Source organism: Providencia sp. PROV073 (assembly GCF_033688125.1).
In the GTDB taxonomy this organism is placed as follows: Bacteria; Pseudomonadota; Gammaproteobacteria; order Enterobacterales; family Enterobacteriaceae; genus Providencia; species Providencia hangzhouensis.
Genome location: NZ_CP096353.1, coordinates 187,362 through 214,101, shown reverse-complemented (window position 1 = coordinate 214,101; position 26,740 = coordinate 187,362). Strand labels below are relative to the sequence as shown.

Annotated in this window: 25 protein-coding genes; 18 read left to right on the top strand and 7 right to left on the bottom strand. The window is 43.3% G+C overall.

What is annotated here, in order from left to right; genetic code table 11:
* Nucleotides 1-100 precede the first annotated feature (100 nt).
* Nucleotides 101-1,672: an ATP-binding cassette domain-containing protein gene (locus M1F17_RS00925; protein WP_180312292.1), complete on the top strand. Its 1,572-nt coding sequence runs from the start codon at nucleotides 101-103 to the stop codon at nucleotides 1,670-1,672.
* Nucleotides 1,673-1,714: 42 nt separating this feature from the next.
* On the opposite strand, the gene M1F17_RS00920 is transcribed toward M1F17_RS00925, so the two are convergent.
* Genes M1F17_RS00920 through M1F17_RS00910 form a run of 3 tightly spaced genes read right to left on the bottom strand, consistent with a single transcriptional unit; the run spans nucleotide 1,715 to nucleotide 3,164 of the window.
* A complete protein-coding gene (locus tag M1F17_RS00920) occupies nucleotides 1,715-2,239 on the bottom strand; it encodes a DUF2569 family protein (RefSeq protein ID WP_004262888.1) in 525 nt (174 codons plus the stop codon).
* An 18-nt stretch (nucleotides 2,240-2,257) separates the two neighbouring features.
* Nucleotides 2,258-2,611: a DUF488 domain-containing protein gene (locus M1F17_RS00915; protein ID WP_036958629.1), complete on the bottom strand. Its 354-nt coding sequence runs from the start codon at nucleotides 2,609-2,611 to the stop codon at nucleotides 2,258-2,260.
* Nucleotides 2,612-2,651: 40 nt separating this feature from the next.
* Nucleotides 2,652-3,164 carry a DUF2569 domain-containing protein gene (locus tag M1F17_RS00910; protein WP_004262890.1) on the bottom strand — a complete coding sequence of 171 codons (513 nt, stop codon included), beginning with the start codon at nucleotides 3,162-3,164 and terminating at the stop codon, nucleotides 2,652-2,654.
* Nucleotides 3,165-3,315: 151 nt separating this feature from the next.
* On the opposite strand from M1F17_RS00910, the gene M1F17_RS00905 reads away from it, so the two are divergent.
* Complete coding sequence (locus tag M1F17_RS00905) at nucleotides 3,316-4,215, top strand: DNA-3-methyladenine glycosylase family protein (protein WP_112307983.1); 900 nt, start codon at nucleotides 3,316-3,318, stop codon at nucleotides 4,213-4,215.
* Nucleotides 4,216-4,278: 63 nt separating this feature from the next.
* Here M1F17_RS00905 and poxB read toward each other — a convergent pair whose 3' ends face one another.
* A complete protein-coding gene (gene poxB / locus M1F17_RS00900; RefSeq protein ID WP_004262892.1) occupies nucleotides 4,279-6,003 on the bottom strand; it encodes a ubiquinone-dependent pyruvate dehydrogenase in 1,725 nt (574 codons plus the stop codon).
* An 822-nt stretch (nucleotides 6,004-6,825) separates the two neighbouring features.
* On the opposite strand from poxB, the gene proP reads away from it, so the two are divergent.
* The 3 genes from proP (at nucleotide 6,826) to M1F17_RS00885 (ending at nucleotide 10,394) form a co-directional block, all read left to right on the top strand.
* Complete coding sequence (proP, locus tag M1F17_RS00895; protein WP_004262894.1) at nucleotides 6,826-8,328, top strand: glycine betaine/L-proline transporter ProP; 1,503 nt, start codon at nucleotides 6,826-6,828, stop codon at nucleotides 8,326-8,328.
* A 232-nt stretch (nucleotides 8,329-8,560) separates the two neighbouring features.
* Complete coding sequence (gene phrB, locus M1F17_RS00890) at nucleotides 8,561-10,003, top strand: deoxyribodipyrimidine photo-lyase (RefSeq protein ID WP_094960834.1); 1,443 nt, start codon at nucleotides 8,561-8,563, stop codon at nucleotides 10,001-10,003.
* A gap of 79 nt (nucleotides 10,004-10,082) precedes the next feature.
* Nucleotides 10,083-10,394, top strand: coding sequence for a monooxygenase (locus M1F17_RS00885; RefSeq protein WP_094960835.1), 312 nt, complete (start codon nucleotides 10,083-10,085; stop codon nucleotides 10,392-10,394).
* Between the two features lie 19 nt (nucleotides 10,395-10,413).
* Here M1F17_RS00885 and M1F17_RS00880 read toward each other — a convergent pair whose 3' ends face one another.
* Nucleotides 10,414-11,175, bottom strand: a complete 762-nt coding sequence (locus M1F17_RS00880; protein WP_094960836.1) for a class I SAM-dependent methyltransferase — start codon at nucleotides 11,173-11,175, stop codon at nucleotides 10,414-10,416.
* 98 nt (nucleotides 11,176-11,273) lie between these two features.
* Complete coding sequence (gene paaZ, locus M1F17_RS00875; RefSeq protein WP_036958608.1) at nucleotides 11,274-13,337, bottom strand: phenylacetic acid degradation bifunctional protein PaaZ; 2,064 nt, start codon at nucleotides 13,335-13,337, stop codon at nucleotides 11,274-11,276.
* A 323-nt stretch (nucleotides 13,338-13,660) separates the two neighbouring features.
* Between paaZ and paaA the strand changes: the two genes are divergently transcribed.
* From paaA to paaY, 13 genes are all read left to right on the top strand, one after another.
* The gene (gene paaA / locus M1F17_RS00870; RefSeq protein ID WP_036958609.1) at nucleotides 13,661-14,599 is read left to right on the top strand and encodes a 1,2-phenylacetyl-CoA epoxidase subunit PaaA; all 939 of its coding nucleotides are present in this window, start codon (nucleotides 13,661-13,663) and stop codon (nucleotides 14,597-14,599) included.
* Nucleotides 14,600-14,630: 31 nt separating this feature from the next.
* Complete coding sequence (gene paaB / locus M1F17_RS00865; RefSeq protein WP_164454839.1) at nucleotides 14,631-14,918, top strand: 1,2-phenylacetyl-CoA epoxidase subunit PaaB; 288 nt, start codon at nucleotides 14,631-14,633, stop codon at nucleotides 14,916-14,918.
* Nucleotides 14,919-14,928: 10 nt separating this feature from the next.
* On the top strand, nucleotides 14,929-15,687 hold the full coding sequence (paaC, locus tag M1F17_RS00860; protein ID WP_164454837.1) for a 1,2-phenylacetyl-CoA epoxidase subunit PaaC: 759 nt from the start codon (nucleotides 14,929-14,931) through the stop codon (nucleotides 15,685-15,687).
* A gap of 4 nt (nucleotides 15,688-15,691) precedes the next feature.
* Complete coding sequence (gene paaD / locus M1F17_RS00855) at nucleotides 15,692-16,201, top strand: 1,2-phenylacetyl-CoA epoxidase subunit PaaD (protein WP_094960839.1); 510 nt, start codon at nucleotides 15,692-15,694, stop codon at nucleotides 16,199-16,201.
* Between the two features lie 10 nt (nucleotides 16,202-16,211).
* Nucleotides 16,212-17,270, top strand: coding sequence for a 1,2-phenylacetyl-CoA epoxidase subunit PaaE (gene paaE / locus M1F17_RS00850; RefSeq protein WP_140171963.1), 1,059 nt, complete (start codon nucleotides 16,212-16,214; stop codon nucleotides 17,268-17,270).
* A gap of 8 nt (nucleotides 17,271-17,278) precedes the next feature.
* The gene (gene paaF, locus M1F17_RS00845) at nucleotides 17,279-18,052 is read left to right on the top strand and encodes a 2,3-dehydroadipyl-CoA hydratase PaaF (RefSeq protein WP_094960841.1); all 774 of its coding nucleotides are present in this window, start codon (nucleotides 17,279-17,281) and stop codon (nucleotides 18,050-18,052) included.
* A 2-nt stretch (nucleotides 18,053-18,054) separates the two neighbouring features.
* Nucleotides 18,055-18,849: a 2-(1,2-epoxy-1,2-dihydrophenyl)acetyl-CoA isomerase PaaG gene (gene paaG, locus M1F17_RS00840; protein WP_094960842.1), complete on the top strand. Its 795-nt coding sequence runs from the start codon at nucleotides 18,055-18,057 to the stop codon at nucleotides 18,847-18,849.
* A gap of 2 nt (nucleotides 18,850-18,851) precedes the next feature.
* Nucleotides 18,852-20,402 carry a 3-hydroxyacyl-CoA dehydrogenase gene (locus M1F17_RS00835; RefSeq protein WP_206277295.1) on the top strand — a complete coding sequence of 517 codons (1,551 nt, stop codon included), beginning with the start codon at nucleotides 18,852-18,854 and terminating at the stop codon, nucleotides 20,400-20,402.
* Complete coding sequence (gene paaI, locus M1F17_RS00830) at nucleotides 20,399-20,839, top strand: hydroxyphenylacetyl-CoA thioesterase PaaI (RefSeq protein ID WP_004262926.1); 441 nt, start codon at nucleotides 20,399-20,401, stop codon at nucleotides 20,837-20,839. Before M1F17_RS00835 ends, paaI begins: the two co-directional genes overlap by 4 nt.
* Nucleotides 20,836-22,038 carry a 3-oxoadipyl-CoA thiolase gene (gene pcaF, locus M1F17_RS00825; protein WP_318837181.1) on the top strand — a complete coding sequence of 401 codons (1,203 nt, stop codon included), beginning with the start codon at nucleotides 20,836-20,838 and terminating at the stop codon, nucleotides 22,036-22,038. The genes paaI and pcaF overlap by 4 nt, the downstream gene beginning before the upstream one ends.
* A gap of 118 nt (nucleotides 22,039-22,156) precedes the next feature.
* A complete protein-coding gene (paaK, locus tag M1F17_RS00820; protein ID WP_094960845.1) occupies nucleotides 22,157-23,467 on the top strand; it encodes a phenylacetate--CoA ligase PaaK in 1,311 nt (436 codons plus the stop codon).
* Nucleotides 23,468-23,618: 151 nt separating this feature from the next.
* On the top strand, nucleotides 23,619-24,557 hold the full coding sequence (gene paaX, locus M1F17_RS00815) for a phenylacetic acid degradation operon negative regulatory protein PaaX (protein WP_004262932.1): 939 nt from the start codon (nucleotides 23,619-23,621) through the stop codon (nucleotides 24,555-24,557).
* A gap of 21 nt (nucleotides 24,558-24,578) precedes the next feature.
* Complete coding sequence (gene paaY, locus M1F17_RS00810) at nucleotides 24,579-25,172, top strand: phenylacetic acid degradation protein PaaY (RefSeq protein WP_004262936.1); 594 nt, start codon at nucleotides 24,579-24,581, stop codon at nucleotides 25,170-25,172.
* A 37-nt stretch (nucleotides 25,173-25,209) separates the two neighbouring features.
* Here the strand turns inward: paaY and M1F17_RS00805 are convergent, their stop codons facing one another.
* The gene (locus M1F17_RS00805; RefSeq protein ID WP_318837180.1) at nucleotides 25,210-26,733 is read right to left on the bottom strand and encodes a DHA2 family efflux MFS transporter permease subunit; all 1,524 of its coding nucleotides are present in this window, start codon (nucleotides 26,731-26,733) and stop codon (nucleotides 25,210-25,212) included.
* Between the last annotated feature and the right edge of the window lie 7 nt (nucleotides 26,734-26,740).

Genomic DNA, 26,740 nt, shown 5'->3' with positions numbered 1-26,740 from the left:
TTTTGGTATTCATTTTTCTGTTCCTGGCAGGCAACCGCTTTCATCGACACTTCTTAATAAGTCAACGACGTTGTCTGTCCTCATTATTTTGGAGGTGCATATGACGATAGCTTGTCACTTTTCACAGCTCAATATTGAATTTAACCAAACCGCCCTTTTTCCACCGATAAGCGGGACGTTGTCATGCAAAAAAAATGCTCTAATTGGCCATAATGGCAGAGGAAAATCGGTTTTAATGCGTATTCTTGCTAACCAATTGCGCCCTACACAAGGGAATGTACATTGGAACCTCCCCTTTATCTATGTTGAGCAGTTAACTCGACTAATGGGCGAAACACTCGTCGATGCCTTAGGCATCAAGGAACTTTATCATGCATTTTCACGCATCGAGGCAGGAAATGGTTCTTTGGCAGATTTTGAACTAACGGAAGATAAATGGCATTTACCTTCCCAATGGCAAAGTTTATTGGACTCTGCTGGGCTAGCTATCTCAATGGAAGCTCCTATCTCCCATTTAAGTGGGGGTGAACGTACCCGTCTAGCCCTTTGCCATGCATTTCTTCATCAAGATCACTTTTTGCTACTTGATGAGCCGGATAACCATTTAGATACGCAAAGTCGGCAATGGCTCAGCCAAAAGCTTACTGAGCATCGGGCTGGCTGCCTAGTTATCTCTCACAACAGAACTCTGTTAGGCGAAATGGATGCTATTTTTGAATTAACGGAAAAAGGCTTACACGAATATGGGGGAAATTATGCGTTATACGATACCCAAAAAAACTTGGAAATTGCCGCAATTGATGCACAAAGTGAGCGCTTAGAAAAACGTATTCACCAAGAGAAAAAGCAGCAACAGGCCACATTACAAAAAGCCGCTCAACGCAAGAAACAGGGGGAAAAAATTCGCTATGGTGGGTCGCAATCCTTACTGCTACTTGATATGCAAAAGAACCGTGCAGAGAAAAGGCAATCAAATGTCGCAGAACGGCACCAACGGGTTATGGATAATCTGCAAAGCCAACAACAGGAAAACCAAGAAAAAGCTCGCTATATCAAGCCACAAAAAATGACGATTAACTATCAAAATGAAGGTAATAAAGTCACAATTTTTGCTTCTAACTTGTGTTTGCCCTACGGTTATTCATCACCACTTTCATTCACCATATACAGTGGAGAACATTGGCATATTCAAGGGCGTAATGGCTGTGGTAAGTCAACACTACTTAAAGTGCTTGCTGGCCTATTGCCATCATCTTCAGGAGAATGCCGCCTAAGCGGTGAATTTTGCTATTTAGACCAACACCTCAACTTACTCGATAAGACATTACCTGTCGCTGAAGCACTTCATCAATACCAACCGTTGTTTACTGTAGAGCAGTGGCGCACGCAATTAGGTATGCTGCGAATACGAGGAGATAAATCATTACTGCCACTACAGCAGCTCAGTGGTGGTGAGCAGTTAAAAGCAACACTACTGGCGCTCACGCATAGCCCGAACCCACCCGCTATTTTATTACTCGATGAACCGGATAACCATTTAGACTTGGATTCAAAACAACTACTTGAAGCGCTATTGCAGGACTACCAAGGAACACTCTTACTGGTTTCTCACGATGACGCCTTTATTGCAAACTGCAATATAACCCATACGCTAAATCTTTCTGATAAATAACTGTCTACTAGGCCACTGCCTAATTAGGTGTGGCCATCTGCTTTAATGGATAAACGTATTTTTGACGCGATGAGAAACTAAAAAGTAGGGGATCCATAACACACAATAGAAGCTGCCATTTATAGCGGTAATAATATTTGAGTAGTTAATTTCCAAACCAAATATATATGGGAACACAAAACGAGCAACTAATACCATTAAAGTAAACAGTACCATGGTGGTGATAAACAGCCACTTCGCCTGTTTTTTCCATTTAACCGCAGCGATAAACGTCCAAAGAAATAGAGCAATTAAAACACCATAACCTAGTTGCAAGAGGTAAAAACCTGTCGCAAAGCCTGAAATATAAAAATCAGAATCCGCTTCAGTTGCCAATGACCATGCAGTTTGTACTTGCGAGATTTCTTGCAATAGCATCGTGACCGTTTTGTACAACATATAAAACAGACCAATAACCGGTAAAATTAACCATCCACTGAGTCCCTGTAACGGCTTTTTAACTACCGGCTGAGCCTCTGGTGATATTATTGCTGGCTCTGTTTGCGTGGTTGATTGCTGAATATCCATTCAAATAACCTTTATTTACTATTTACTTTGCATTTTTTCTTCAAGAAATGCCTTGAGTACAATTGCTTGATTATGTTCTGTATTTTTAGCACTGTATAACAGTGTTAAGTCACCTTGTTTTGCTTGTGAAACCAATACCTGCCAAGCTGTTGTGTTATTAAGTTCCTGCTGATATCGCTCGATAAATTGAGCAAACTGATCTGTGTTCTGATGAAACCATTTTCGTAACTCATTGGAAGGTGCAACGTCTTTATTCCAAGAGTCGTGGTGTAAGTCTGTTTTTTTTATTCCTCTTGGCCACAGTCTATCGATAAGCACGCGATAACCATCATTATCGTCAACAGGGTCATAAACTCGTTTGCATTTAATCATCATTTACCTACCCAATAAGTAAACCGCAGCATTTTATTTATTAATTTACAAAAGTATTTTTAACACGCCTTGAAACTAAAAAATACGGTATCCAAATGGCACAAGCAATTAGAGCCCGAAAAATATCTTTGATATCGGAGGCTTCAACCTCTAAATCCAATAAAATACTTGCGAGTATAATATCCGTAACCGTCAAAACTAAAGAAAAGATCTGGAAAAAAATATAAATTTTAATTGTGAGTTTTTTCTTTGTAAAAAAGACATAACTTAGGAAAAGTAAGGTGGCGTATAAAATAACGTTACCTAAAACTTCAAAGTAGATTAGCTCTTTAAATAATGGAATAAATGAACTTGATTGTGGGTCTGTTAATTCAATCCAATATTCAATCACTTGAGCATTTTGCTCATAAATCGAAAAAGGCAAAATAATCAAGGACAATATTATCCCTAACATGGGTAAAATAAGCCATCCACCAATGCCTTTTAATTCCTGCCTTGGTTGTGGTGATGGTACCGAAGTGCCATGAGATGAACTGTGACCTTCAGTTTTCATTTACACTTCCTTATTAAACATACAAATAATATCAATACAAAATAAATAGCCCTGTATAAGATAGCATACCTACTCAACAAAAAATGAGTAACTAAATGCGCTAATTCACAATTATATTGCTAATAAAGAACAATCTGACAAGGCCATCATTATGCAAATATTTACCGCACAGTTACCACTCCCTACCAATTACCTTTATGGTGATTTTTTTGCCTTTCATTTAAGAGATCAACACAATGTCGCGGAAATAGTAGAAGAAAATACATTACATAAAGGCATAATATGGCAACAACATGCAACAAAAATGACATTGGAACTTAAAAAACAACAAGCAACGATTTCATTAGCGATTGATTCTCCATCTATCATTATCAATGAGCAAGATTTACTAACGCTGGCACAGCATGTACTTGGTTTGAAACAAAATATTGATGAGTTCGAAAAACGCTACCTTGAAACCCCAATACTTGGACAGCTCATTGAAAAACAAAGAGGATTACGAATTTATCAATCTGCTAGTGCATTTGAAGCGTTAGTTTGGGCTATTATTGGGCAACAAATTAGTGTCCATGCAGCTATCGCCATTCGTCGGCGATTTATCCAAGCCGTGGGGATTCAGCATGCTTCAGGTATTTGGTGTTTTCCCGATGTTCCACAAGTCAGGTTAGTTGATGACGAAATACTGCGCCAAACGGGTTTTTCAAAGGGAAAAATTATCGCCCTCAGAGCTCTTTGTGACGCCATCGAAAATCAACAAATTGATTTATCACAGCACGTGACTCATTCCAATGCGAATCAAATAACTGAACAATTATTACAAATCAAAGGTATTGGACCTTGGACTGTGAGCTATGCTTTACTTAGAGGATTCAACTATTTAGATGGCTCTTTACATGGAGATGTGGCGGTAAGACGTAATTTGCAAACATTACTTGCGAAATTAGAACAGCCCTCCGCCAAAGAAACGGAAAAATGGTTGGAACAATTTTCCCCATGGCGTGCACTGGTTGCCGCCCATTTGTGGCGTAGCCAGTCAGCCGCAGGTTATTGAATAGTTTTAAAAAGCCCACTTCAATAACCTGAAATGGGCTTTCCTACTATTCACAATAATGATTTAACGTAACCAGTTCGTTTTCACTAATTGAACGACTTCATCACCGCGACCACTCATAATCGCTTTTAACATATACAAGCTAAAACCTTTCGCTTCTTGTGCCGCAATTTCTGGTGGCATCGACAGCTCTTGTTTGGCGGTTAGGACATCAACCACCACTGGCCCATCATGGGCAAAAGCTTCTTTTAATGCACCGTCTAGATCTTCACTTTTTTCAACACGGATCCCTTTGATACCCGCAGCATTCGCAATCGCTGCAAAGTTAGGGTTATGTAAATCCGTTCCCGCTGTTAAGAAACCAGCCACTTTCATTTCCATGGCAACAAAACCGAGCACCCCATTGTTATGAATGATGATTTTTACCGGTAATTGCATTTGAGAAAGAGAGATAAAGTCCCCCATTAGCATACTGAAACCGCCGTCGCCACACATTGCAACCACTTGACGTTTTTTATCAACGGCCTGCGCACCAATAGCTTGTGGCATCGCATTCGCCATTGACCCGTGGTTAAAAGAGCCAATTAAACGGCGCTTACCGTTCATTTTCAAGTAGCGCGCAGCCCATACTGTCGGGGTTCCAACGTCACAGGTGAAAATCGCGTCATCAGCAGCTAATTCACTAATTTTTGTTGCAAGATACTGAGGATGTATTAACCCCTCATGACCCGGTTTAGCGAGGTCATCTAACCCTTTTCGAGCCTCTGCATAATGTTTTAAAGCGCCATCAAGGTGTTTTGTATCTTGTTTAGCCTCTAAATGTGGCTGTAATGCATCTAATGTTGCTTTGATATCACCAATCAGCCCCATATCAATATGGCAGTGGGAGCCCAAGCTACCTGCATTAATATCAACCTGAATAATTTTAGCTTCGCTTGGGTAGAAAGGACGGTATGGAAATTGTGTCCCTAACAAAACAACCGTATCTGCATTCATCATTGCGTGGTAACCTGATGAAAAACCTATTAAGCCTGTCATCCCAACGCTGTATGGGTTATCCCATTCAATATGTTCTTTACCACGTAACGCATGTACTACCGGTGCTTTTAGTGTTTCTGCTAGTTTAACCACTTCATCATGGGCACCTGCGCAGCCATTACCACAGAATAACGTGATATTCTTAGACTGATTCAGCAATTCAGCGAGTTTTTCGATTTCACTTCGCTGAGGCATAATCAGTGGCGCTTGTGGTTGATACCATGTTTCTTTCGCGGACTCTGGCGCATCTTTTAGCGCAATATCACCTGGTATCACAACGACTGATACCCCTTTATTCAGAATCGCTTTACGCATAGCGATACCAAGAACTTGTGGAATTTGCTCAGGGTTAGAGACCATTTCACAATAATGGCTGCACTCGCGGAATAATTCAGTTGGATGGGTTTCTTGGAAATAATTACTACCAATTTCGCTAGATGGAATATGAGCGGCGATTGCCAACACGGGCACTCGATTACGATGGCAATCATACAGCCCATTAATAAGGTGCATATTTCCCGGCCCACAAGAGCCTGCACATACGGCTAAATTACCAGTTAGCTGAGCTTCTGAACCCGCAGCAAAGGCAGCGACTTCCTCATGGCGAGTTCCTAGCCACTCAATAGCGCCTTGACGACGCAAGCTGTCGGTTAAGCCATTCAACGAGTCTCCTGTAACGCCCCAAATACGTTTAACACCTGCATTATCAAGTACTTTTGCAATATAGGATGCAACACTCTGTTTTTTCATAATGGCACTCTTTTAAGTCGGATGTGATACCCTTGATATCTTGCAGCTCAAAATATGAAAGGTACTTTTAGAAACATAACAACATTCAAAGTAGAATCTTGTCATACTCGCGTATATCAAACCCAATATCGATAATAGATTGATTGTAACTAAGTAAATTCCTCATTCCTACTCATCAAATTAAATATAAAATAGAACAGCACAATCCACCGTTATTATCAAAAGAAGAGGATAGCAACAAGATAAATAAATAGGCGAGTTATTAACAACTTAAGCAAAACAAGAACATCATAAAAAGATGGAGTTATCTACATATATTATTCATCACAGTCACACCATTGTTTCCACCATATTAAATCAATAACCTTATATATTTATGACAGACTAAAACTCACCAAAAAAACATATACTAAATTGATTTAAAACAATTTATATTCACCTAATTGATCCCCAAAGTTCTATTTTTTCAAGTATTAAATTCAATCGTTATATTACCAATATAAAATCCCAATAAGGCGCATGAATCAGTATAAAGCACCTGCATTTTACATTTGTTCGATATTAATGTAGTATTAGTACTGTATTTTTTAACTCAAGGTGACTTTTTTGCTGTATTTTAAAGACAGACACTCTCATTATTCTACCCATTACATACCTATTTTAGCCTGTTATTTCAGCGCGACATAAAAACACTAAAAACTTATCTATTGCGTAAACAACGTCTATTCTAAATAATAAGGTTTTATATTTTCCGATGTATGAAAACCCATATCTTAAGTGCTGTTGTTTCGATTATTGAAATTAAAATAAGAGGATGGTTTCATGAGATTCAAGAAGAAAAAAGAAAAACCGTTAAATATTAGTGATATTACTATTATTGATGACGGTAAACTCAAAAAAGCAATTACCGCGGCTTCGCTGGGTAATGCGATGGAATGGTTTGATTTTGGGGTATACGGTTTCTTAGCCTATGTTCTAGGTCAGGTTTTCTTTCCGGACGCATCACCGAGCGTACAGATGATTGCCGCATTAGCCACTTTCTCCGTGCCTTTCTTAGTTAGGCCATTAGGTGGTGTCGTTTTTGGTATTTTAGGTGACAAATACGGCCGTCAAAAAGTCCTTTCGATGACAATTATCATCATGGCAGTCAGTACCTTCTGTATTGGTTTGATTCCATCATATGAAAGCATTGGTATCTGGGCACCCATTCTGTTATTAATTGCTAAGTTAGCTCAAGGTTTCTCGGTAGGTGGTGAATATTCTGGTGCAGCAATCTTTGTTGCTGAATACTCACCAGACCGTAAACGTGGTTTTATGGGAAGTTGGTTAGACTTTGGCTCTATCGCCGGTTTTGTCTTAGGTGCGGGTGTCGTAGTACTCATTTCCAGTATCGTTGGGGAAGCTAACTTCCATGATTGGGGCTGGAGAATTCCGTTCTTCTTAGCATTACCGTTAGGGATCATCGGGTTATATCTACGTCATTCACTAGAAGAAACCCCTGCTTTCCAACAACATGTCGAATCGTTAGAAAAGCAAGATAAAGCCAATATTCAAAACCCACCAAAAATCTCAGTACGTGAAGTGGCGACTAAGTATTGGAAAAGCTTGATGATTTGTGTTGGCTTGGTTATCGCAACCAATGTGACTTACTATATGTTGCTGACCTACATGCCAAGTTACTTATCACACAACCTGAATTATTCTACTGACCATGGTGTGCTAATTATTATTGCAATTATGATTGGTATGTTATTTGTTCAACCGATTATCGGTTTAACCAGTGATAAAATTGGTCGCCGCCCATTTGTTATTACCGGTAGTGTCGGTCTGATTTTATTGGCATACCCTGCATTTATGTTAATCAACAGTGGTTCTGTTGGCTTAATTTTCCTAGGTTTATTAATTTTAGCGGTGCTGTTGAACTGTTTTACAGGGGTTATGGCTTCCATTTTACCCGCGATTTTCCCGACACATATTCGTTACAGTGCGTTAGCTATTGCCTTTAACATTTCAGTATTAATTGCCGGTGCGACACCGACTGTTGCGGCATGGTTGGTCGAATCAACCACTGACTTATATATGCCAGCTTATTACTTAATCGTGATTGCTTTAATTGGTTTATATACGGGTATTAGAATGCCAGAAACGGCGAATAAACCATTACGCGGGGCAACACCTGCTGCATCAGATAAAGCCGAGGCAAAAGAAATTCTTAGCGAGCACTTTGACAATATTGAGCAGAAAGTTGAAGATATTGACCAACAAATTGCTGAGCTTGAGAAAAAACGCCAATCCTTAATCAATCAGCACCCTAAATTAGATTAAACATGAAGGAGCCGGTAAAACGGCTCTTAAGGTTGTTGACAAAGCGGGATAAAAGCGTGGTTTTTCCCACTTTGTGTTATCAGCCGAAAATCAATAAATTGATTTTCCTAGTTTATTTTCAAAACCTATTCGACTTGCCGCCAAACATAATATGTTTGTCAGCAGTCTGAAGAGCCGGTAAAACGGCTCTTTGTTTTAATTTCAACAAAAACTTCAACCAAGGAGGGAGGCGATGGCAGCCAAACAAGTTTGTCATCTTATCTGGTTTCGTAATGATCTACGGGTCACTGATAACAAAGCACTTTCCTCCGCCTGCGCAGACCCAAATGCAAAGGTAATCGCCCTTTTTACGGCAACCCCTAAGCAGTGGCAACAACATGATATGGCTGAACGGCAAATTTCATTCATTCACCAGAATCTTGTTGAACTGCAGAATTCACTCGCAGAGCTTGGTATTCCACTGGTTTGCCAAACCGTTAACCATTTCACCGATGCGGCACAATGGGTACTCGATTACGCAAAGACACAGCAAGCGGATGCCTTGTTTTTTAATCGGCAATATGAGTGGAACGAAAAACAACGAGACGAGTGGTTAATCAATCAACCTCATGGGTTGCATATCCATGCTTTCGATGATTATTTATTACTACCACCCGGCTCCGTGACGACTCAAAAAGGGGAGATGTATCAAGTTTATACTCCCTTTCGCCGAGCCTTCCTCACCCAACTTACCGTGACAGATTGCCGTTCACTACGAGCCCCAGAAAAACGAGCTGCCCCTATCAACATTGATAGGGCTTCACCGTTATTTCCGCATCAGCCCATTGAAGACTTCCAGCAATTTCCTGCCGGTGAAAAATCGGCTTTAACGCGACTCAGGCAGTTTTGTTCCCTGAAAGTCGGCGATTATCAAAACGATAGAGATATTCCCTCTATTGATGGTACCAGCCAATTATCACCTTATCTCGCGGTGGGGGTGCTATCCCCTCGCCAATGCTTCAACCGATTACAAGCAGAGAACCCCCAAGTGTTAGATCACCCTGATAGTGGGGCGTTCACGTGGTTAAATGAGTTAGTCTGGCGTGAATTTTATTCGCATCTTTTAGTGGCATTTCCACGCCTATGTCGCCATCAGCCATTTATTCAGTGGACACAACATATTCACTGGAATGATTCTTCAACCGATTTTGCAGCATGGAAAACGGGACAAACGGGTTACCCAATAGTGGATGCCGCTATGCGCCAGCTAAATACAACAGGTTGGATGCATAACCGCCTACGAATGATTGTGGCTAGTTTTTTAGTCAAAGACTTACTGATTGATTGGCGCAAAGGTGAAAAATACTTTATGAGCCAACTGCTTGATGGCAGCTTAGCCGCGAATAACGGCGGTTGGCAGTGGTCAGCCTCTACTGGCGTTGATGCCTCCCCTTGGTTTCGTATCTTTAACCCAACCACTCAAGGGAAAAAGTTTGATGCGCAAGGGGCTTTTATTCGCCATTGGTTGCCCGAATTGCAGCAAGTGCCCGACAAATATATTCATACACCCCATGAATGGGCTGTGATCAGCAACACTGCGCTTAATTACCCAGAGCCGATTGTTGACCATAAACAAGCTCGGTTAGCGACTCTAGCTGCATTTGAGGCAGGTAAACGTAATAGTTTGAAGCAATAAGTCGTTTGAAATACGATGAATAGCAAAGTTATTATTTACTTTAAGGGTTACTATAGCGCTTCAATCATAAGGAGCAGATATGAGCGTTATTTTACAAGTTGATTTTCCGTATCAGGGGCCATGGGGTGATGAAATGGCATCCGCAATGAATGATTTGGCGGAATCAATTAACCAAGAGCCGGGCTTTATTTGGAAGATTTGGACTGAAAACCAACAAACACAAATGGCAGGTGGTGTGTATTTGTTTGCTTCAGAAGCTGATGCACAAGCTTACCTCACCAAACACAGCGCACGATTAAAATCCTTTGGTGTTCCTGATGTTCGCGGTGAAATTTTTGCGGTAAATAACGCGCTTAGCCAATTAAACCAAGCGCAGTTTTTAGCGCAATAATTTTTAGCGCAATAAATAGCTATTGGCACTGAAATTCAAACAACATCACATCTGAGGTAAATGAGCCATCTGCTTGTACTGCAAAGTGGCTTTTTACCTCATCACTTAATGTTCCTTGGTAGTGGCGGATAGCCTCAACGAGTGCCTTTGGTGTACGCATCCGTTCGACCCAACTGGTAAATTCCAGCGCTAAACGGAAACTTTGTACTCGTTGAACAAATAGCCCTGCATTATTAAACATACCAGACCATTCTCCAGCGGAATAATCACGAATGTGTGAAGTATCCCGAAGCACTTCGACAGTTTGTAAGTAAATATCCAATAATGGATGCCCCGGTGATACCACATCAATAAAGATGCCTTTTCCACCTGGTTTGAGCACTCGACGCACCTCACGTAGCGCTTGTTCCACATCGTGCCAATGGTGTGCTGAATAACGGCTAATCACTCGGTCAAAACCATTGCCATCAAACGGTAGAGACTCCGCAGTCCCTTTGCAGGTAGTGATATTGTTTAATTCACGTTCTTGTGCATTTTTAGCCACAACATTGAGCATTGAGTCCGATAAATCATAAGCCGTCACTGACTTTACCAGCGGCGCTGCATGGAAGCTGGCATGCCCTGCTCCACAGCCAAGGTCAAGCACGTCCTCACCCTGACAGCCTTGTAGCAATTGTTGCAAAACAAGTAAGTCCTCACCTTGTGCATGAACTTGGCTGGTTAAATACGAGTTTGCTTGCTGGTCAAATTGTTGATAAACCGCTTGGTGGTGCGTTTTCATCTTTGTTTCCCTACATTCAGTTGCTAGTAACTCATCACAACAGAAAATGATTGAAAATGCACCTATTAGCTCAATAATTAATTCATATCGTATAATGACTAATGAAAATCACCTACACGACGCTCCACCAGCGTTAAAATACTGTACAACGCCACAACGGTATCATCCTGATTAAACACTTGCACATCCCATTCAACAACACCATTGGGTTTATCTTCAGCAAGTTTTTGCGTTTTTTTGATCTTTTTCTTGCACGTTAGGCGAACTTGTATGGTATCTCCGATTTTCACCGGTTCAATAAAACGCAAACTTTCCATGCCATAATTGGCGATTACGGGCCCAACACCTGCATCAACAAATAACCCTGCGGCTGCTGAAACGACAAAATAGCCGTGCGCAATTCGTTCACCAAATAACGACTGTGCTGCGCCAATTTTATCGACGTGAACATAAAAATTATCACCGCTGAGACAAGCAAAATTAGCAATATCGGCCTCTGTAACGGTACGCCTTGCAGTCAGTAATGTGTCGCCAATCGCTAAGTCTTCAAAATGTTTACGGAATGGATGAACCACATCAGCGATAGTATCTGCCCCGCGGATCCATTGCTTGGTAATGGCTGTTAGCATCGAAGGACTACCTTGGATGGCAGTTCGCTGCATATAGTGTTTGACTGCTCTCAACCCACCAAGCTCCTCACCACCACCTGCACGACCTGGGCCGCCGTGTACCAGTAACGGAAGCGGTGAACCGTGGCCTGTGGACTCCGCGGCTGATGCTTCATTTAAAATTAGCATCCGCCCATGTGCCCGCGCACTCGCACGAATGACCGTTTGCGCGACTTGTGCATCAGCAGTGACTAACGTCCCCGCAAGACTACCTCCACCTAAAATCGCCAACTGCACCGCCTGTTCGATATTGTCATAGCTCATTAATGTGGCGACAGGGCCAAAAGCTTCAATTTCATGTACCGCAGTCGAATTAAACGGCTCTGCACAATATAACAACGTTGGTGGATAGAAAGCCCCGTACTGGCTATCTGCTCCAATAACATCCAGCTTTTCGAATTGCCCACCACATAGGACATCACAGCCATGATCACGTAAATAATTCACCTTCTCTTGTACGTCTTGGCGCTGTTCTAAGTTAATCAATGCGCCCATTCTAACCCCTTCCACCGCAGGATCGCCCACTGTTGTGGCAGATAAACGTTTCAATAACGCCTGCTTCACATTTTCGAGCTGGTTTTTCGGCACAATAATGCGACGAATCGCGGTACACTTCTGTCCCGCTTTCGCTGTCATTTCACGAACGACTTCTTTAATAAATAAAGCAAATTCAGGCTGTTCTGGCTGGACGTCATCACCTAAAATTGCACAATTCAGTGAATCCGCTTCCATTGTAAAAGGCACTGATTTGGCAATGATACGTGGATGCGATTTTAGTTTTTGCCCTGTACTAGCCGACCCTGTAAAAGTCACCACATCTTCAAAATCGAGGTGTTCAAACATATCGCCAACACCACCGCAAACCAGTTGAATTGCGCCATCAGGTACCAGGCCGCTATCCACCATTAACTTCACCATCGCCTGTGTTAACTGTGCTGAGGCGGTTGCTGGTTTGATAATAGCAGGCATGCCAGCAAGCCATGTTGGAGCCAGTTTTTCTAACATACCCCAGCACGGGAAGTTAAATGCATTAATGTGCAGGGCAACGCCACGGCGAGATGTTAAAATATGATGGCCAATAAATTGCCCTTGTTTTGATAACGGGATCATTTCATCTTCAGGCCAAATCGTGTCATCTGGTAGCTCACGGTTAGCGAGCCCCGAATAAGAAAACAATGTGGCAATTCCCCCTTCAATATCCACCCAGCTATCCGCTTTGGTTGCGCCAGTTTGTGCCGAAATCGCATATAACTGCGCTTTATGTTCCAGTAGGTATTTTGCTAGGGCCTTAAGCATTTGCCCGCGTTGCTGGAATGTCATCGCTGACAATATTTCGCCCCCCACTTGGCGGCCATATTGCAAACTTTCTGCTAACGGCAACCCTTCAGTCGTCACCGTATATAAGGTTTCATTCGTTAGCGCATGGTGAATTTTTCGCCCTTCGCCCTCACCTTGTACCCATTTTCCCATAATGTAACTTGTTAAATGCTGCATATTCCTCTCCAGAAATAAAAAACATCAATTCAAATCAGATGACAAATATGTATCATAAAAATAATCATAGAAGCTAATTTAAATTTAACAAATTAAGAACAATTTTATATAAAATGCCTATTTTTATTAAAACCACACAAAAAACAACAAATATAACTCATTGTTTTTAATTTAATTTTACTTATTGATTGTGAAGTGCATCGCAAAACAAGGTTAATGAATATTGATCTTTATGTTAACAATTCCTAGCATTGATGTTAAATAAACATGATTCACTATTTTAATAAAAAATAACATTAACGAATCACTTAATGGAAAGATCAATGAGCGAGCATAACCAGGCTAACTTCGAAGCCAAAATCGAAGCAGATATTTCCATCGAGCCCAAGGACTGGATGCCCGATGCGTATCGGCAAAACCTTATCCGCCAAATTGGTCAGCATGCCCATTCAGAAGTCGTTGGCATGCTACCAGAAGCGAATTGGCTGACTCGAGCCCCAACACTCCGCCGTAAAGCGATTTTACTGGCCAAAATTCAAGATGAAGCAGGTCATGGTTTATACCTTTATAGCGCTGCCGAAACTCTCGGTTGCTCTCGTCAAGATATCTACCAAAAGTTACTTGATGAAAAAATGAAATATTCCTCCATTTTTAACTACCCGACATTAAGTTGGGCAGACATAGGAGTGATTGGATGGCTTGTCGATGGTGCGGCAATTGTGAACCAAGTTGCATTGTGCCGTGCCTCTTATGGCCCTTATGCACGAGCAATGGTGAAAATCTGTAAAGAAGAAAGTTTTCACCAACGCCAAGGTTATGAAGCTGTTATGGCACTTGCAGAAGGCACCGATGAGCAAAAAGCGATGCTGCAAGATGCGATAAACCGCTTTTGGTGGCCCGTTCTCACGATGTTCGGCCCCAACGATTCGGACTCCCCGCACAGCGCTCAAAGCATGGCTTGGAAAATCAAACGCTTCAGTAATGATGAGCTACGGCAAAAGTTTGTTGATAACACCGTTCCGCAAGTGGAAGCGTTAGGTATGACGATCCCTGACCCTGATCTGGTTTGGGATGAAGAACTTGGTCATTACCGCTTTGGTGAAATCGACTGGGAAGAGTTTTATCAAGTTATTAAAGGCAATGGCATTTGTAATCACGAGCGCCTTAGCGCTAAGCGCAAAGGGTGGGAAGACGGCGCATGGGTACGTGAAGGTGCAATGGCACATAGCCGCAAACAAAAATCCGTTAAAACGGCGGCTTAATCACTGACCATTTTACAAAAAGGAAAACACCATGAGCAATCAAGATTGGCCTTTATATGAAGTTTTTGTCCGTAGTAAGCAAGGGCTTGCGCATCGTCATGTCGGCAGTTTACATGCGGCTGATAACCAAATGGCACTGGAGAATGCCCGCGATGCATATACAAGGCGTAGCGAAGGCTGCTCAATTTGGGTGGTGAAGGCCGCACATTTAATTGCCTCACAGCCCGAAGATAAAAGCACCTTCTTCGACCCTGCGGATACCAAAGTCTATCGTCACCCAACCTTCTATACCATCCCTGATGGTATCAAAAACATGTAAGGAGCTTGCCATGAACCAACAAGAACAGCTCCACCATTACACATTACGACTTGGCGATACCCCCTTAATTTTAGCGCAGCGCCTGTGCGAATGGTGCGGCCATGCTCCTGAGCTCGAAATTGACCTTGCGTTATCCAATATCGGCTTAGATTTGCTAGGGCAAGCGCGTAACTTTTTGAACTATGCCGCGCAATTAAAAGGAACTGAGTGCGATGAAGACACCCTTGCTTTTTTGCGTGATGAACGAGAATTCAGCAATTTATTATTGGTTGAACAACCCAACAATGGCTTTGATGACACTTTAGTGCGCCAATTTTTTATGGATGCTTATCATGTTCCATTATATGAAGCGCTAATTCATAGCCGTGATGAACAACTGTCTGCCATTGCTGAGAAATCCCTCAAAGAAGCCGTTTATCACTTGCGTTTTAGCCGTGGTTGGATGATCCGTTTAGGGGATGGCAGTGAAGAAAGTCATCAACGAATCCAACGTTCAGTCAATGAGTTATGGCGTTTTACTGGCGAACTTTTCCATGCTGATGACGTTGAAATCGCACTTAGCGAATTAGGCATCGCCGTTGACCCACGTTCTTTACAAGCCGCATGGTTAAACACCATTAGCGAAACATTCACTGAAGCGACCCTCACTGTACCGGAGAAAAAAGCGTATCGCTTAGGCGGCAAGCAAGGCAGCCATACTGAACATTTGGGCTTGTTATTAACACAATTGCAGTTTGTGCAACGCGCTTACCCGAACTGCCAGTGGTGATGCTATGGAACAGAGACTGCAACATTGCGAACTTCAATCGCCCCAGGTTCACCAGATCTGGCAACAGCTCCACCAAATACCCGATCCTGAACTACCCGCACTCTCTATTACTGATCTTGGCATGATCCGCAATGTGCTACCTGCGGCTCAGGGTTGGAAAGTTATTTTTACACCTACCTATTCAGGTTGCCCAGCAACTGAATTTTTACTCAATGAAATTAAAACTGTTCTAGGTAATGCGGGTTTTTCAAATATCGATATCGAAATTCTGTTAACCCCTGCGTGGACAACAGATTGGATGAACCAAGATGCAAAAAGACGCTTGCGTGAATTCGGTATCGCACCACCACAAGGTACGTCCTGCGAGCACCCAGAACACAAAGGTGCGGTTCGTTGCCCACGTTGTGACAGCGAGCAGACCGAAAAAATTAGTGAATTTGGTTCCACTGCATGCAAGGCATTGTATCGATGCACTGAATGCTTAGAACCGTTTGATTACTTTAAATGTATTTAGGGGCACCTATATGACTGTATTTCATCGTTTAAGTATTGCTGCCATTGAGCGTGACACCCCTGATGCTGTCGCCATTACTTTTAACGTACCCGATGCATTACGCGAGCAATATCATTACCGCCCGGGGCAACACCTCACATTAAAAGCCTCTATTAATGGTGAAAACCTACGTCGCTGTTATTCCATTTGCAGCTCACCGGATGAAAACACGCTAAAAATTGGGGTGAAAGCCATTTACGAGGGGCGTTTCTCTAATTTCGTTAACCAAGAGCTACAAGTTGGCGATAGCCTTGATGTGATGGTTCCGCAAGGGCAATTTGGCTATCAGCCAGAAGCAGATAACCACGCACACTACCTTGCCGTCGCTGCTGGCTCTGGGATCACACCATTGCTCTCCATTATTAAAGCCACATTACAAACTGAACCCAAAAGCAGTTTTGTGTTGATTTATGGTAATCGAAATAGCCGCTCAGTGATGTTTAAAGAAAGCATCGCAGACCTAAAAAACCGTTTTGCAACACGTTTCCAAGTTCTCTACCTATTCAGCCAAGAACAGCAAGATAGCGAACTACTCAGCGGCAGGATTAGCCAACAACAGCTCAGCGCCTTAAATAACACCTTATTAAATTTTAAACAATTTAACCGAGCGTTTATTTGTGGGCCCGACAGCATGATGGATGAGGTGCATGACACTTTAGTCGGCTATGGCATGCCAAAGGAATATGTTCACACCGAGCGTTTCAATACTTCAGGCGCTAAATTCAAACCCGCAACAGCTATAACTAGCGAAACACGTCAAGTCAGTATTCACCTTGATGGCAGAACGATGGATATCGCCATGGATAGCCAAGACGACAGTATTTTGGATGCCGCACTGCGCCAAGGTGCGGATTTGCCCTACGCCTGTAAAGGGGGCGTTTGCGCAACCTGCAAATGTAAATTGCGCTCTGGTGAAGTGGAAATGGGGGTCAATTACAGCCTCGAGCCCGACCAAATCGCTGCGGGGTACATTCTTAGCTGCCAAGCGTGGCCAAAAGGCGATGGTGTTGTTTTAGACTTTGACGTGTAGGAGCTGTAATGGAAAACCACTGGATTTTGTCACAACAACATAACCGCGTTTTGACACTCACGTTAAACCGACCTGAAGTACGTAATGCCCTGAACACCGCCTGCTTAGAGTTGCTCGTTCAGCACCTCGAACAAGCACAAATAAATGATGAGGTCGGTGCGATCGTAATCACCGGAAATCCGCGTTTTTTCGCAGCCGGTGCCGACCTTAAAGAACTACAGCAACAAACCGTTGCGAATGCGATCACCGATAAACGCCCACAAGTTTGGCGCAGGTTATCCATGATATCAAAACCTATTATTAGTGCTGCAAATGGTTATGCACTAGGGGCAGGTTTTGAATTATTACTCGCCAGCGACATCATCATTGCCGGTGAGTCCGCTCGCTTCGGCTTACCCGAAATTACTCTGGGTTTAATGCCAGGTGCGGGAGGAACACAGCGTTTAATCCGCGCGGTGGGCAAATCCCTCGCCATGCAAATGGTACTAACAGGTGAGCCAATCAGTGCAAAACACGCGTTACAAGCAGGGTTAATCAGTGAGATTTGTGTGGATGAATTGGTGTTAGAACGCGCCCAAAAACTGGCAGAGCGCATCGCGATGCATGCACCTTTAGCGGTACAAGCCGCGAAAGCATCACTGGTGCATTCTCAAGAAAACCACCTTACTGAGGGGTTACAGCTTGAGCGCCAATATTTTGTGACTTTAGCGGGTACGAATGATCGACGTGAAGGGATCGAGGCATTCTTCGAAAAACGAAAACCTCAGTTTACAGGACAATAATCATGACCAATGAAGCAATGATCCTCACTACTTTAGAAAATGGGGTTCTCACCGTCACTCTCAACCGCCCCGATAGGCTGAATAGTTTTAACGATGAAATGCATCGCCAGCTCAGTGAAGCTATCAAAATAGCAGAACGCGATGAAACCGTACGCTGTTTAGTGATCACTGGCGCAGGCCGTGGATTTTGTGCCGGTCAAGATCTGAATGATCGCAATGTGAGCGTGGGTAGTGAAGTTCCTGATCTCGGTTTCTCTGTTGAAACTTATTATAACCCCTTGATCCGCCGCCTAACCGCATTACCAAAACCAATTATTTGTGCGGTCAATGGTGTTGCAGCGGGTGCAGGAGCCGCCATTGCACTCGCTGGTGATATTGTCATTGCCGCAAAAAATGCCAGTTTTATTCAATCTTTTTGCCGCCTTGGCTTGGTTCCTGACTCAGGGGGGAGTTGGTTTTTACCTCAATTAGTCGGCCATGCACGGGCAATGGGGATGGCATTATTAGGCGATAAAATAAGTGCGGAGAAAGCATTACAGTGGGGAATGATTTGGCAAGTCACTGAAAATGAAGAACTCATTAATACCACTCAACAGCTTGCGCAACACCTTGCTACCCAACCCACTTATGGCTTAGGGCTTATCAAAAAGGCCATTTATGCCGCAGCAACTAATACTCTTGATGAGCAACTCAACCTTGAGCGCGACTTACAGCGCCTTGGCGGGAGAAGTGAAGATTATCGCGAAGGAGTTAGTGCTTTTTTAAATAAACGTGAACCCCAGTTTAAAGGAAGATAATCATGACCTTACCTTTGAATTTAGCCATCAATACCGTCGCCGTTATTGGCGCAGGCACTATGGGTATTGGTATTGCGCAAGTTGCCGCGAGCGCGGGTTTACGTGTCTTGTTGTTTGATGTTAACCAAGAGGTTTTACGTCACTCCCTTACCGAAATGACTCAACGGCTCAATAAGCGCGTGGAGCAAGGAAAAGCCCAAGCTGTAGCAACAAAAGAACTGCTTAACTGCATTAGCGTTGCGCAAAGTTTACCTGAGCTCTCAGAAGCACAATTGGTAATAGAAGCTGTTGCTGAAAAACTTGAGGTAAAGCAAACCATTTTCAGTGAACTTGAAGGTATTTGTAACGAAAAAACCATTTTTGCTAGTAATACTTCATCGTTATCAATTACCGCAATCGGTAGACAATTAACTCATCCAGAACGTCTTGCAGGATTACACTTTTTTAATCCCGCTCCCGTGATGAAATTGGTTGAAGTGATCCGCGGGCTAGAAACATCAGATACGGTGATAAAACAGCTAAAAGAATTGACGCTATCATTTGGAAAAGTGCCAGTGATTTGCCGTTCCACCCCTGGTTTTATTGTCAACCGTGTGGCTCGGCCTTTCTACGCAGAAACAATGCGTGCCCTTGAAGAACAAATTGCGTCCCCTGCCACATTAGACAGCGCCATACGTGACGCAGGGGGTTTCGCTATGGGGCCATTACAACTAACAGATTTAATTGGTCATGATGTGAACTATGCGGTGACTGAATCGGTATTTCAGGCCTTTGGGTATGACCCACGCTTTCAAACCTCATTAATGCAATTGGAATTAGTCCAAGCGGGTCATTTAGGCCGTAAATCGAAGCAAGGATTTTATCATTATGATGATAATAAACCCCAGCCTTTACCTTTAGTCGCAGAAAAAATTCACCTTGACCAGCCTCTAAACATAAAAGCTCATGGCGATTGGCAGATATTTCCTGAGTTTGCGCAGCTTTTAACTGAAAATGGGATCTCTCTCGAAGGATTAACACAACATTCCGAACAATTCCCAACACTTATTGTTAATGACGTTATTATTATGTTAACGAATGGTGAATTGGCGTCATCACATACGCAAATACAAAAACAAGCGGTCGTACATTTTGATTTGTCAGCAAATTACCTTACAGCAAAAGCCATCACGATAAGCTGTGCAGCACAAAATAATACGCAGCAAAACCAACAAGCAATCGCATTTTTTCAATCATTAGGCAAACACGTGATTGTATTACCAGACTACCCTGCGCTGTTAACCATGAGAACGGTCGCGATGTTGTGCAATGAGGCATTAGATATCGTCAATAAGGGAATAGCAACTGCGTTAGATACCGATAATGCCATGTGTTTTGGTGTGAATTACCCCAAAGGCCCACTCGCTTGGGGGATACAACTTGGCTGGCAACGCGTGCTGTCCGTACTTGAAAATTTAGCACAGTTTTATGGCGACAGCCGTTATCGGCCAAACCCACTTTTAAGGCAATTAGCAGCCGGTTATCAATCTTTATCTTTCAAGGAGCAACCATGATTTCACTGCCAAACGATACACTGGCCCAGCAATCAGCTCACATTATGTACCGTGATGATGCATGTGCAAAAGCTATGGGTATGTCCATTGAAAAAGTCGAAGAAGGCTTTGCGCAATTGAAGATGCCTATCACAGCACAAATGCTTAATGGCCATAAAACCTGCCACGGCGGGCAATTATTTAGCCTTGCCGACACTGCATTTGCCTACGCCTGTAATAGCCAAGGGCATGCCGCTGTTGCCTCAATGTGTTCCATTGATTTTATTCGTCCCGGTTTTGAAGGTGACTTACTGACTGCCACTGCCACGATGAAACACCAAGGCAAACGTAACGGCTTATATGAAGTCGAGATAACGAACCAAGATGGCAAAACACTCGCTCTATTTCACGGTCGCTCTCATCGGTTAGGCCATCGTTTAACAGGAGAACAATCATGATAGATGCGTTTATTTGTGATGGTGTCCGCACCCCAATTGGCCGTTACGGTGGCGCTTTATCACCATTACGTCCTGATGACCTTGCCACAGTGCCATTAAAAGCCTTAATGGAAAGGCACCCGCAACTCGATTGGTCATTAGCTGACGACATCATTTTAGGTTGCGCAAACCAAGCAGGAGAAGACAACCGTAATGTAGCTCGCATGGCAGGACTGTTATCCGGGCTCCCTGTTTCAGTTTCTGGTACCACCATTAACCGCCTATGTGGTTCTGGGCTAGATGCCATTGCATTAGCGGCAAGAAGTATCAAATCTGGTGAGTCCGGGCTCATGATTGCCGGGGGCGTCGAGTCCATGAGCCGAGCGCCGTTTGTCATGGGCAAACAAGAATCTGCATTCTCACGCCAAGCGCAAGTATTTGATACCACTATTGGCTGGCGCTTTATCAACCCGCTGATGGAACAACAGTTTTCCACAGATTCGATGCCAGAAACTGCGGAAAATGTGGCTGAAACCTACCAAATTAGCCGTGAAGACCAAGATGCTTTTGCATTACGCAGTCAACAGCGTACTGAAACTGCCAAAGTTAACGGTATTTTTGCGCAAGAAATCATCCCTGTCACGGTTAAACAACGTCAAAATGAATACGTCGTCAGTGAAGACGAGCATCCAAGAGCAGAAACGACATTTGAACAATTACAAAAACTAAAAACCCCGTTTCGCGATAACGGGACTGTAACGGCAGGTAATGCTTCTGGTGTTAATGATGGAGCTGCCGCACTGATTATCGCATCCGGCACTATTGCCAAGCAGCAAGGGCTAACACCACGGGCTCGTATCATCGCTACAGCCACTTGCGGCGTTGAGCCAAGATTGATGGGGATCGGTCCACTTCCTGCCTCGCAAAAAGTATTAAAAATGGCAGGGCTCACCATCGAACAAATGGATGTTATTGAACTAAACGAAGCCTTTGCCGCTCAAGCACTCGCCGTTTTAAGGGGGCTTGGTTTACCTGATGATGCCTCACACGTTAACCCTAACGGGGGAGCCATTTCGTTAGGCCATCCACTTGGAATGAGTGGAGCAAGGCTTGTTATTGCCGCTATCAATGAGCTGCACCGCAAGCAGGGGCGTTATGCATTATGCACCATGTGTATCGGTGTTGGGCAAGGCATAGCAATGATTATTGAACGAGTCTGAACAACGTCTTAATACAAATAAAAACAGCCTGAAAACCCGACACCTGCTCAGGCAAATACCAGAAACGTCATTTATTCACGTGAACTGGTGAACATAATAATTATGAGGACAGGCAATTATGAGCAATATACAAGATAGCATCGACCCAATTGAATTTGCATCGCGGGATGAGATCGAGTCTTTACAGTACTCTAGAATGAAGTGGACACTCACTCACGCCTATGAAAATGTACCCATGTATCGTAAAAAATTCGATGATGCGGGTGTACACCCTGACGATTTCAAACAACTGAGTGATATCGAAAAATTCCCTTACACGACCAAACAGGATTTACGTGAAAACTACCCATTTAGCACCTTTGCCGTGCCAATGGACCAAATCATCCGCATTCACGCCTCTTCGGGAACTACAGGGCGTCCAACTGTTGTGGGTTACACCCAACGGGATATCGATAACTGGGCTGATCTGATCGCACGTAGTTTACGTTCAGCAGGCACTGTCCGAGGCGATAAAGTCCATGTTGCTTACGGCTATGGTTTATTCACCGGAGGCCTAGGCGCTCATTATGGCGCGGAACGCCTAGGGGCTGCAGTGATCCCTATGTCTGGTGGGCAAACTGAAAAGCAAGCGCAACTGATCGCGGATTTCAAACCCGATGTGATCATGGTGACGCCATCTTACTGCTTAAGTATTATTGATGAACTTGAGAAAATCATGGGCGGAGATGCTAGTAAGTGCTCACTTAGATTAGGTGTCTTTGGCGCTGAACCTTGGACAGAATCTCTCAGAACAGAAATTGAAACCCGCCTTGGTATCAAAGCGTTAGACATTTACGGTTTATCTGAAGTCATGGGGCCTGGTGTCGCTATGGAGTGTGCAGACTCAGGAGAGAGTGGCCCAACTATCTGGGAAGACCATTTTTATCCCGAAATTATTTCCCCCAATACCTTAAAAACATTAGGAGCGGGTGAACATGGTGAGTTAGTGTTTACTACCCTGACAAAGGAAGCTATGCCTGTGATTCGTTACCGAACTCGCGACCTCACCCACCTAATGCAGGGGGTAAATCGTAATATGCGTCGAATTGGTAAAATCACCGGTCGTTCAGATGACATGATGATTATTCGTGGCGTGAATGTGTTCCCTTCTCAGATTGAAGAACAAATTATGCAGTTTAAGGAGCTTTCTCCCCACTATCAGTTAGAGATTGGTCGCCAAGGCAATATGGACAACTTATCTGTCCGTGTTGAGCTCAAACACCCTGAACAACTCACTTATGATGAACGCTGTAATATCTGCCACCATTTAAAGCACCGAATCAAATCCATGGTTGGCATTAGCACCCGTATTAGTATTGTCAATTGCGGCGATATCCCTCGTTCTCAAGGCAAAGCCGAACGAGTAATTGATACTAGAATTGCGATTTAATTCAAATTATTAAGGCATATTGAGATGAACTACTCTGATATGCCTTAATCTCTGAGAAAGTGTTCAAAACAGGTAATGGAAGACAACCTTTAAATTTATGTCTACTATTCAGTAAGCCTTCTGATACATAAATTTTATAGATGAAATATAAATGGAAAATAAACTTAGCCAATTCATACAACATGCAATAGCAAGCCAGCCCATTAGTGGTACGTCTCTAATTAGCTCACTCTATGGTGATGCTTTGCACCATCGTGGTGGTGAAGTGTGGCTAGGAAGCTTAACTAAGCTGTTAGAACCGATGGGCTTTACTGACCGCTTTGTTCGAACCTCCGTTTTCCGTTTACAAAAAGAAGGTTGGCTCGATGTAGAAAAAATCGGCCGTCGCAGCTATTACCGCATTTCTGAGCGTGGGCAAAGTCGGTTTCGCCGAGCAGAAAATAAAATTTACCTCGCAGGGCAGCCTGATTGGGATGGAAAGTGGGATTTACTACTCCTCGAAGCGGCTGATAAAGACGAAAAAATTAGGCTAAAAAAGGAACTGAGTTGGCTCGGTTTCGGGCAATTTAACACGTCACTCATGGCGGCACCAAGCTGTGCGCAAAGTGATGTACCGACACTACTTAATGAGCTCAATGCCACGGAAAATGCCATTTATTTTCATGCCGATTACCCCTATAGCCGCTCAGAAAAAAACCTCAAAGAACTGGTTTCACACGCTTGGTCTTTGCAAGAAATTTCAGAGCATTACCATCAGTTTATTTCCTTATTTAGGCCACTTGCACTACTCCTTAAAGAAAATACTGACGCACAGATTTCCCCTGAACACTGTTTTCAGCTACGTTTGTTACTGATCCACTTCTACCGCCGTGTCACGCTTAAAGACCCGTTATTACCTGATGAACTCCTTCCTACACAATGGGAAGGCCATATTGCTCGCCATCTTTGCACCAATATTTATCAACGCATTGATCAAGCGGCAACCCAATATGTTTCTGAACAGTGCGAAACGACGGTCGGCGAACTACCTCAGCCATCCAGCGCTTATTATCGCCGCTTTGGTGGAGTACTCAGAGATATAGCCGCCTAAATACACATTACAGGAGCCTGTATGCCTTTTTATCAAATCGATGGTATTACGCCCGTCGTAAGCCCTGAAAGTTTTGTGCACCCTACTGCTGTGGTGATTGGTGATGTTATTATTGGCAAAAATGTCTATATTGGCCCAAACGCCAGCTTACGTGGGGACTTTGGTCGCTTGATCATTAAAGATGGTGCCAATGTGCAAGATAATTGTGTCATGCACGGTTTCCCGCAATATGAAACGATCGTCGAGGAAAATGGGCACATTGGTCATGGGGCAATTTTGCATGGCTGCCATATCAAACGTAATGCGCTAGTCGGGATGAATAGTGTAATTATGGATGGAGCCGTAATTGGCGAAAATTCCATAGTGGGCGCATGCGCATTCGTCAAAGCTGAAGCTATCTTTCCAGAAAATAGTTTAATTGTCGGCACTCCAGCCAAAGTCTTGCGCGCTTTATCAGACAAAGAAATTGCGTGGAAAACCAGCGGAACTAAAGATTATCAAAACTTAGTCACACGCTGCTTAAACACCTTTAAAGAAGTCGAACCACTCAAAGAAATCGAAACGAACCGACCCACTCTAAGTTTCGAGAATGTGATCCCTAAATCCCAGTTATAAGCTAGATGGGGCTAAAATACGTAGCCCCATCCATTAATTATTTCGCATTACTGCCAAATGGTGGCTTAGCAAACCAAACGGTAATAATCAGCGCAATAAATACCCAACCGCATAACCAGAAAATCTCATTTGCAGCAATAATTAACCCTTGGCTAGTAATTTGCTGGGCAATAAAACCGGAAGTCTGTTCGGTACTCAGCCCATGAGCGGCCATTTCTTGATACATCCCTAAAGATTCAGGATTGTAATCGGTAATAAATTCCGTTAATTGGCTATGATGCACGGCTTCTCTATCACTCCACAGCGTTGTGGTAATGGAAGTCCCTATTGAACCCGCTAAGGTACGGAAGAAGTTAGCTAAACTCGACGCGGAAGCGAGTTTTTCCGGCGGTAAACCTGAAAGTGTCAATGTAGTCAGTGGCATAAAGAAACAAGCCACTGCCATCCCTTGTACCAATTGCGGCCAAACCACAGCAGAAAAGCCCATACTCGGTTCAAAAGTATATGCACGCCAGAAGAAGCAAATTGCATAGAATACAAAGCTAAAGGTCACTATCCAGCGAATATCGAGAAAATCGGATAGTTTTGCCACTGGAGCCGAGAACAACACAGGCAATAAGCCAATAGGTGCCAATGCGAGCCCTGCCCATGTTGCCGTATAGCCATAAACTTCCTGTAAAAGTTGCGGCAACAAGACAATAGCACCGAAATAGGCCATATATGCCAAGCTGACAGAAATCGTTCCGATGGTAAAATTGCGCGATTTAAATAACGATAATTCGACAATTGGGTTTTTATCTGTGAGTTCCCAAATAACGAGGAATACCAACGCAATCGCTGAAACAACGGCTAAGATAACAATTTCATTAGACGCCAACCATCCCAGTTCCTTACCTTTGTCGAGCAGAACTTGTAAGCAGCCAACTCCCACAGAAAGTAGTGCCAAACCAATCACATTGAATGGCACTTTCACGACCTTCGACTCCATCCCTTTTAAGATAATTGAGCCGACAATAATGACGAAAATGCCTAAAGGCACATTCATAAAGAATATCCAGCCCCAATGGAAATTATCACTAATATAACCACCAAAAATAGGACCGAATACTGGGGCTAAAATAATCGTCATCGACCAAAATGCTAACGCCATATTTTGCATTTTTGGCGGATAGCAACGCATGATAAGACTTTGCGAAAGCGGGATCACTGGCCCGGCGACGGCCCCTTGCAATACGCGGTATAAAATCAGCATACCAAGGCTATCGGAAAACCCACAAAGTAATGAAAATAATGTGAAAAGTGCCGTTGCCCATAAGAAAACACGGATTTCACCAAAACGCTTCGCCAAATAACCAGAAATGGCAATTGAAATCGCATTCGATACGCCAAAAGAGGTAATCACCCATGTCCCTTGAGACATAGAAACCCCAAGGTTACCGGCAATAGTCGGGATAGCCACGTTAGCAATCGTGGAATCAAGCACCTGCATGAAGGTCGCAAGGGACAACGCAATGGTTGCCCATACCAGTTTTGCTCCCTTAAGTGGTTGAATATCTGCCACAACGGCT

Excerpts from the sequence above, each read along its gene's own strand:
- M1F17_RS00925 (WP_180312292.1), top strand. The coding sequence starts at position 101 with ATGACGATAGCTTGTCACTTTTCACAGCTCAATATTGAATTTAACCAA.
- M1F17_RS00920 (WP_004262888.1), bottom strand. The coding sequence starts at position 2,239 with ATGGATATTCAGCAATCAACCACGCAAACAGAGCCAGCAATAATATCA.
- M1F17_RS00915 (WP_036958629.1), bottom strand. The coding sequence starts at position 2,611 with ATGATTAAATGCAAACGAGTTTATGACCCTGTTGACGATAATGATGGT.
- M1F17_RS00910 (WP_004262890.1), bottom strand. The coding sequence starts at position 3,164 with ATGAAAACTGAAGGTCACAGTTCATCTCATGGCACTTCGGTACCATCA.
- M1F17_RS00905 (WP_112307983.1), top strand. The coding sequence starts at position 3,316 with ATGCAAATATTTACCGCACAGTTACCACTCCCTACCAATTACCTTTAT.
- poxB (WP_004262892.1), bottom strand. The coding sequence starts at position 6,003 with ATGAAAAAACAGAGTGTTGCATCCTATATTGCAAAAGTACTTGATAAT.
- proP (WP_004262894.1), top strand. The coding sequence starts at position 6,826 with ATGAGATTCAAGAAGAAAAAAGAAAAACCGTTAAATATTAGTGATATT.
- phrB (WP_094960834.1), top strand. The coding sequence starts at position 8,561 with ATGGCAGCCAAACAAGTTTGTCATCTTATCTGGTTTCGTAATGATCTA.
- M1F17_RS00885 (WP_094960835.1), top strand. The coding sequence starts at position 10,083 with ATGAGCGTTATTTTACAAGTTGATTTTCCGTATCAGGGGCCATGGGGT.
- M1F17_RS00880 (WP_094960836.1), bottom strand. The coding sequence starts at position 11,175 with ATGAAAACGCACCACCAAGCGGTTTATCAACAATTTGACCAGCAAGCA.
- paaZ (WP_036958608.1), bottom strand. The coding sequence starts at position 13,337 with ATGCAGCATTTAACAAGTTACATTATGGGAAAATGGGTACAAGGTGAG.
- paaA (WP_036958609.1), top strand. The coding sequence starts at position 13,661 with ATGAGCGAGCATAACCAGGCTAACTTCGAAGCCAAAATCGAAGCAGAT.
- paaB (WP_164454839.1), top strand. The coding sequence starts at position 14,631 with ATGAGCAATCAAGATTGGCCTTTATATGAAGTTTTTGTCCGTAGTAAG.
- paaC (WP_164454837.1), top strand. The coding sequence starts at position 14,929 with ATGAACCAACAAGAACAGCTCCACCATTACACATTACGACTTGGCGAT.
- paaD (WP_094960839.1), top strand. The coding sequence starts at position 15,692 with ATGGAACAGAGACTGCAACATTGCGAACTTCAATCGCCCCAGGTTCAC.
- paaE (WP_140171963.1), top strand. The coding sequence starts at position 16,212 with ATGACTGTATTTCATCGTTTAAGTATTGCTGCCATTGAGCGTGACACC.
- paaF (WP_094960841.1), top strand. The coding sequence starts at position 17,279 with ATGGAAAACCACTGGATTTTGTCACAACAACATAACCGCGTTTTGACA.
- paaG (WP_094960842.1), top strand. The coding sequence starts at position 18,055 with ATGACCAATGAAGCAATGATCCTCACTACTTTAGAAAATGGGGTTCTC.
- M1F17_RS00835 (WP_206277295.1), top strand. The coding sequence starts at position 18,852 with ATGACCTTACCTTTGAATTTAGCCATCAATACCGTCGCCGTTATTGGC.
- paaI (WP_004262926.1), top strand. The coding sequence starts at position 20,399 with ATGATTTCACTGCCAAACGATACACTGGCCCAGCAATCAGCTCACATT.
- pcaF (WP_318837181.1), top strand. The coding sequence starts at position 20,836 with ATGATAGATGCGTTTATTTGTGATGGTGTCCGCACCCCAATTGGCCGT.
- paaK (WP_094960845.1), top strand. The coding sequence starts at position 22,157 with ATGAGCAATATACAAGATAGCATCGACCCAATTGAATTTGCATCGCGG.
- paaX (WP_004262932.1), top strand. The coding sequence starts at position 23,619 with ATGGAAAATAAACTTAGCCAATTCATACAACATGCAATAGCAAGCCAG.
- paaY (WP_004262936.1), top strand. The coding sequence starts at position 24,579 with ATGCCTTTTTATCAAATCGATGGTATTACGCCCGTCGTAAGCCCTGAA.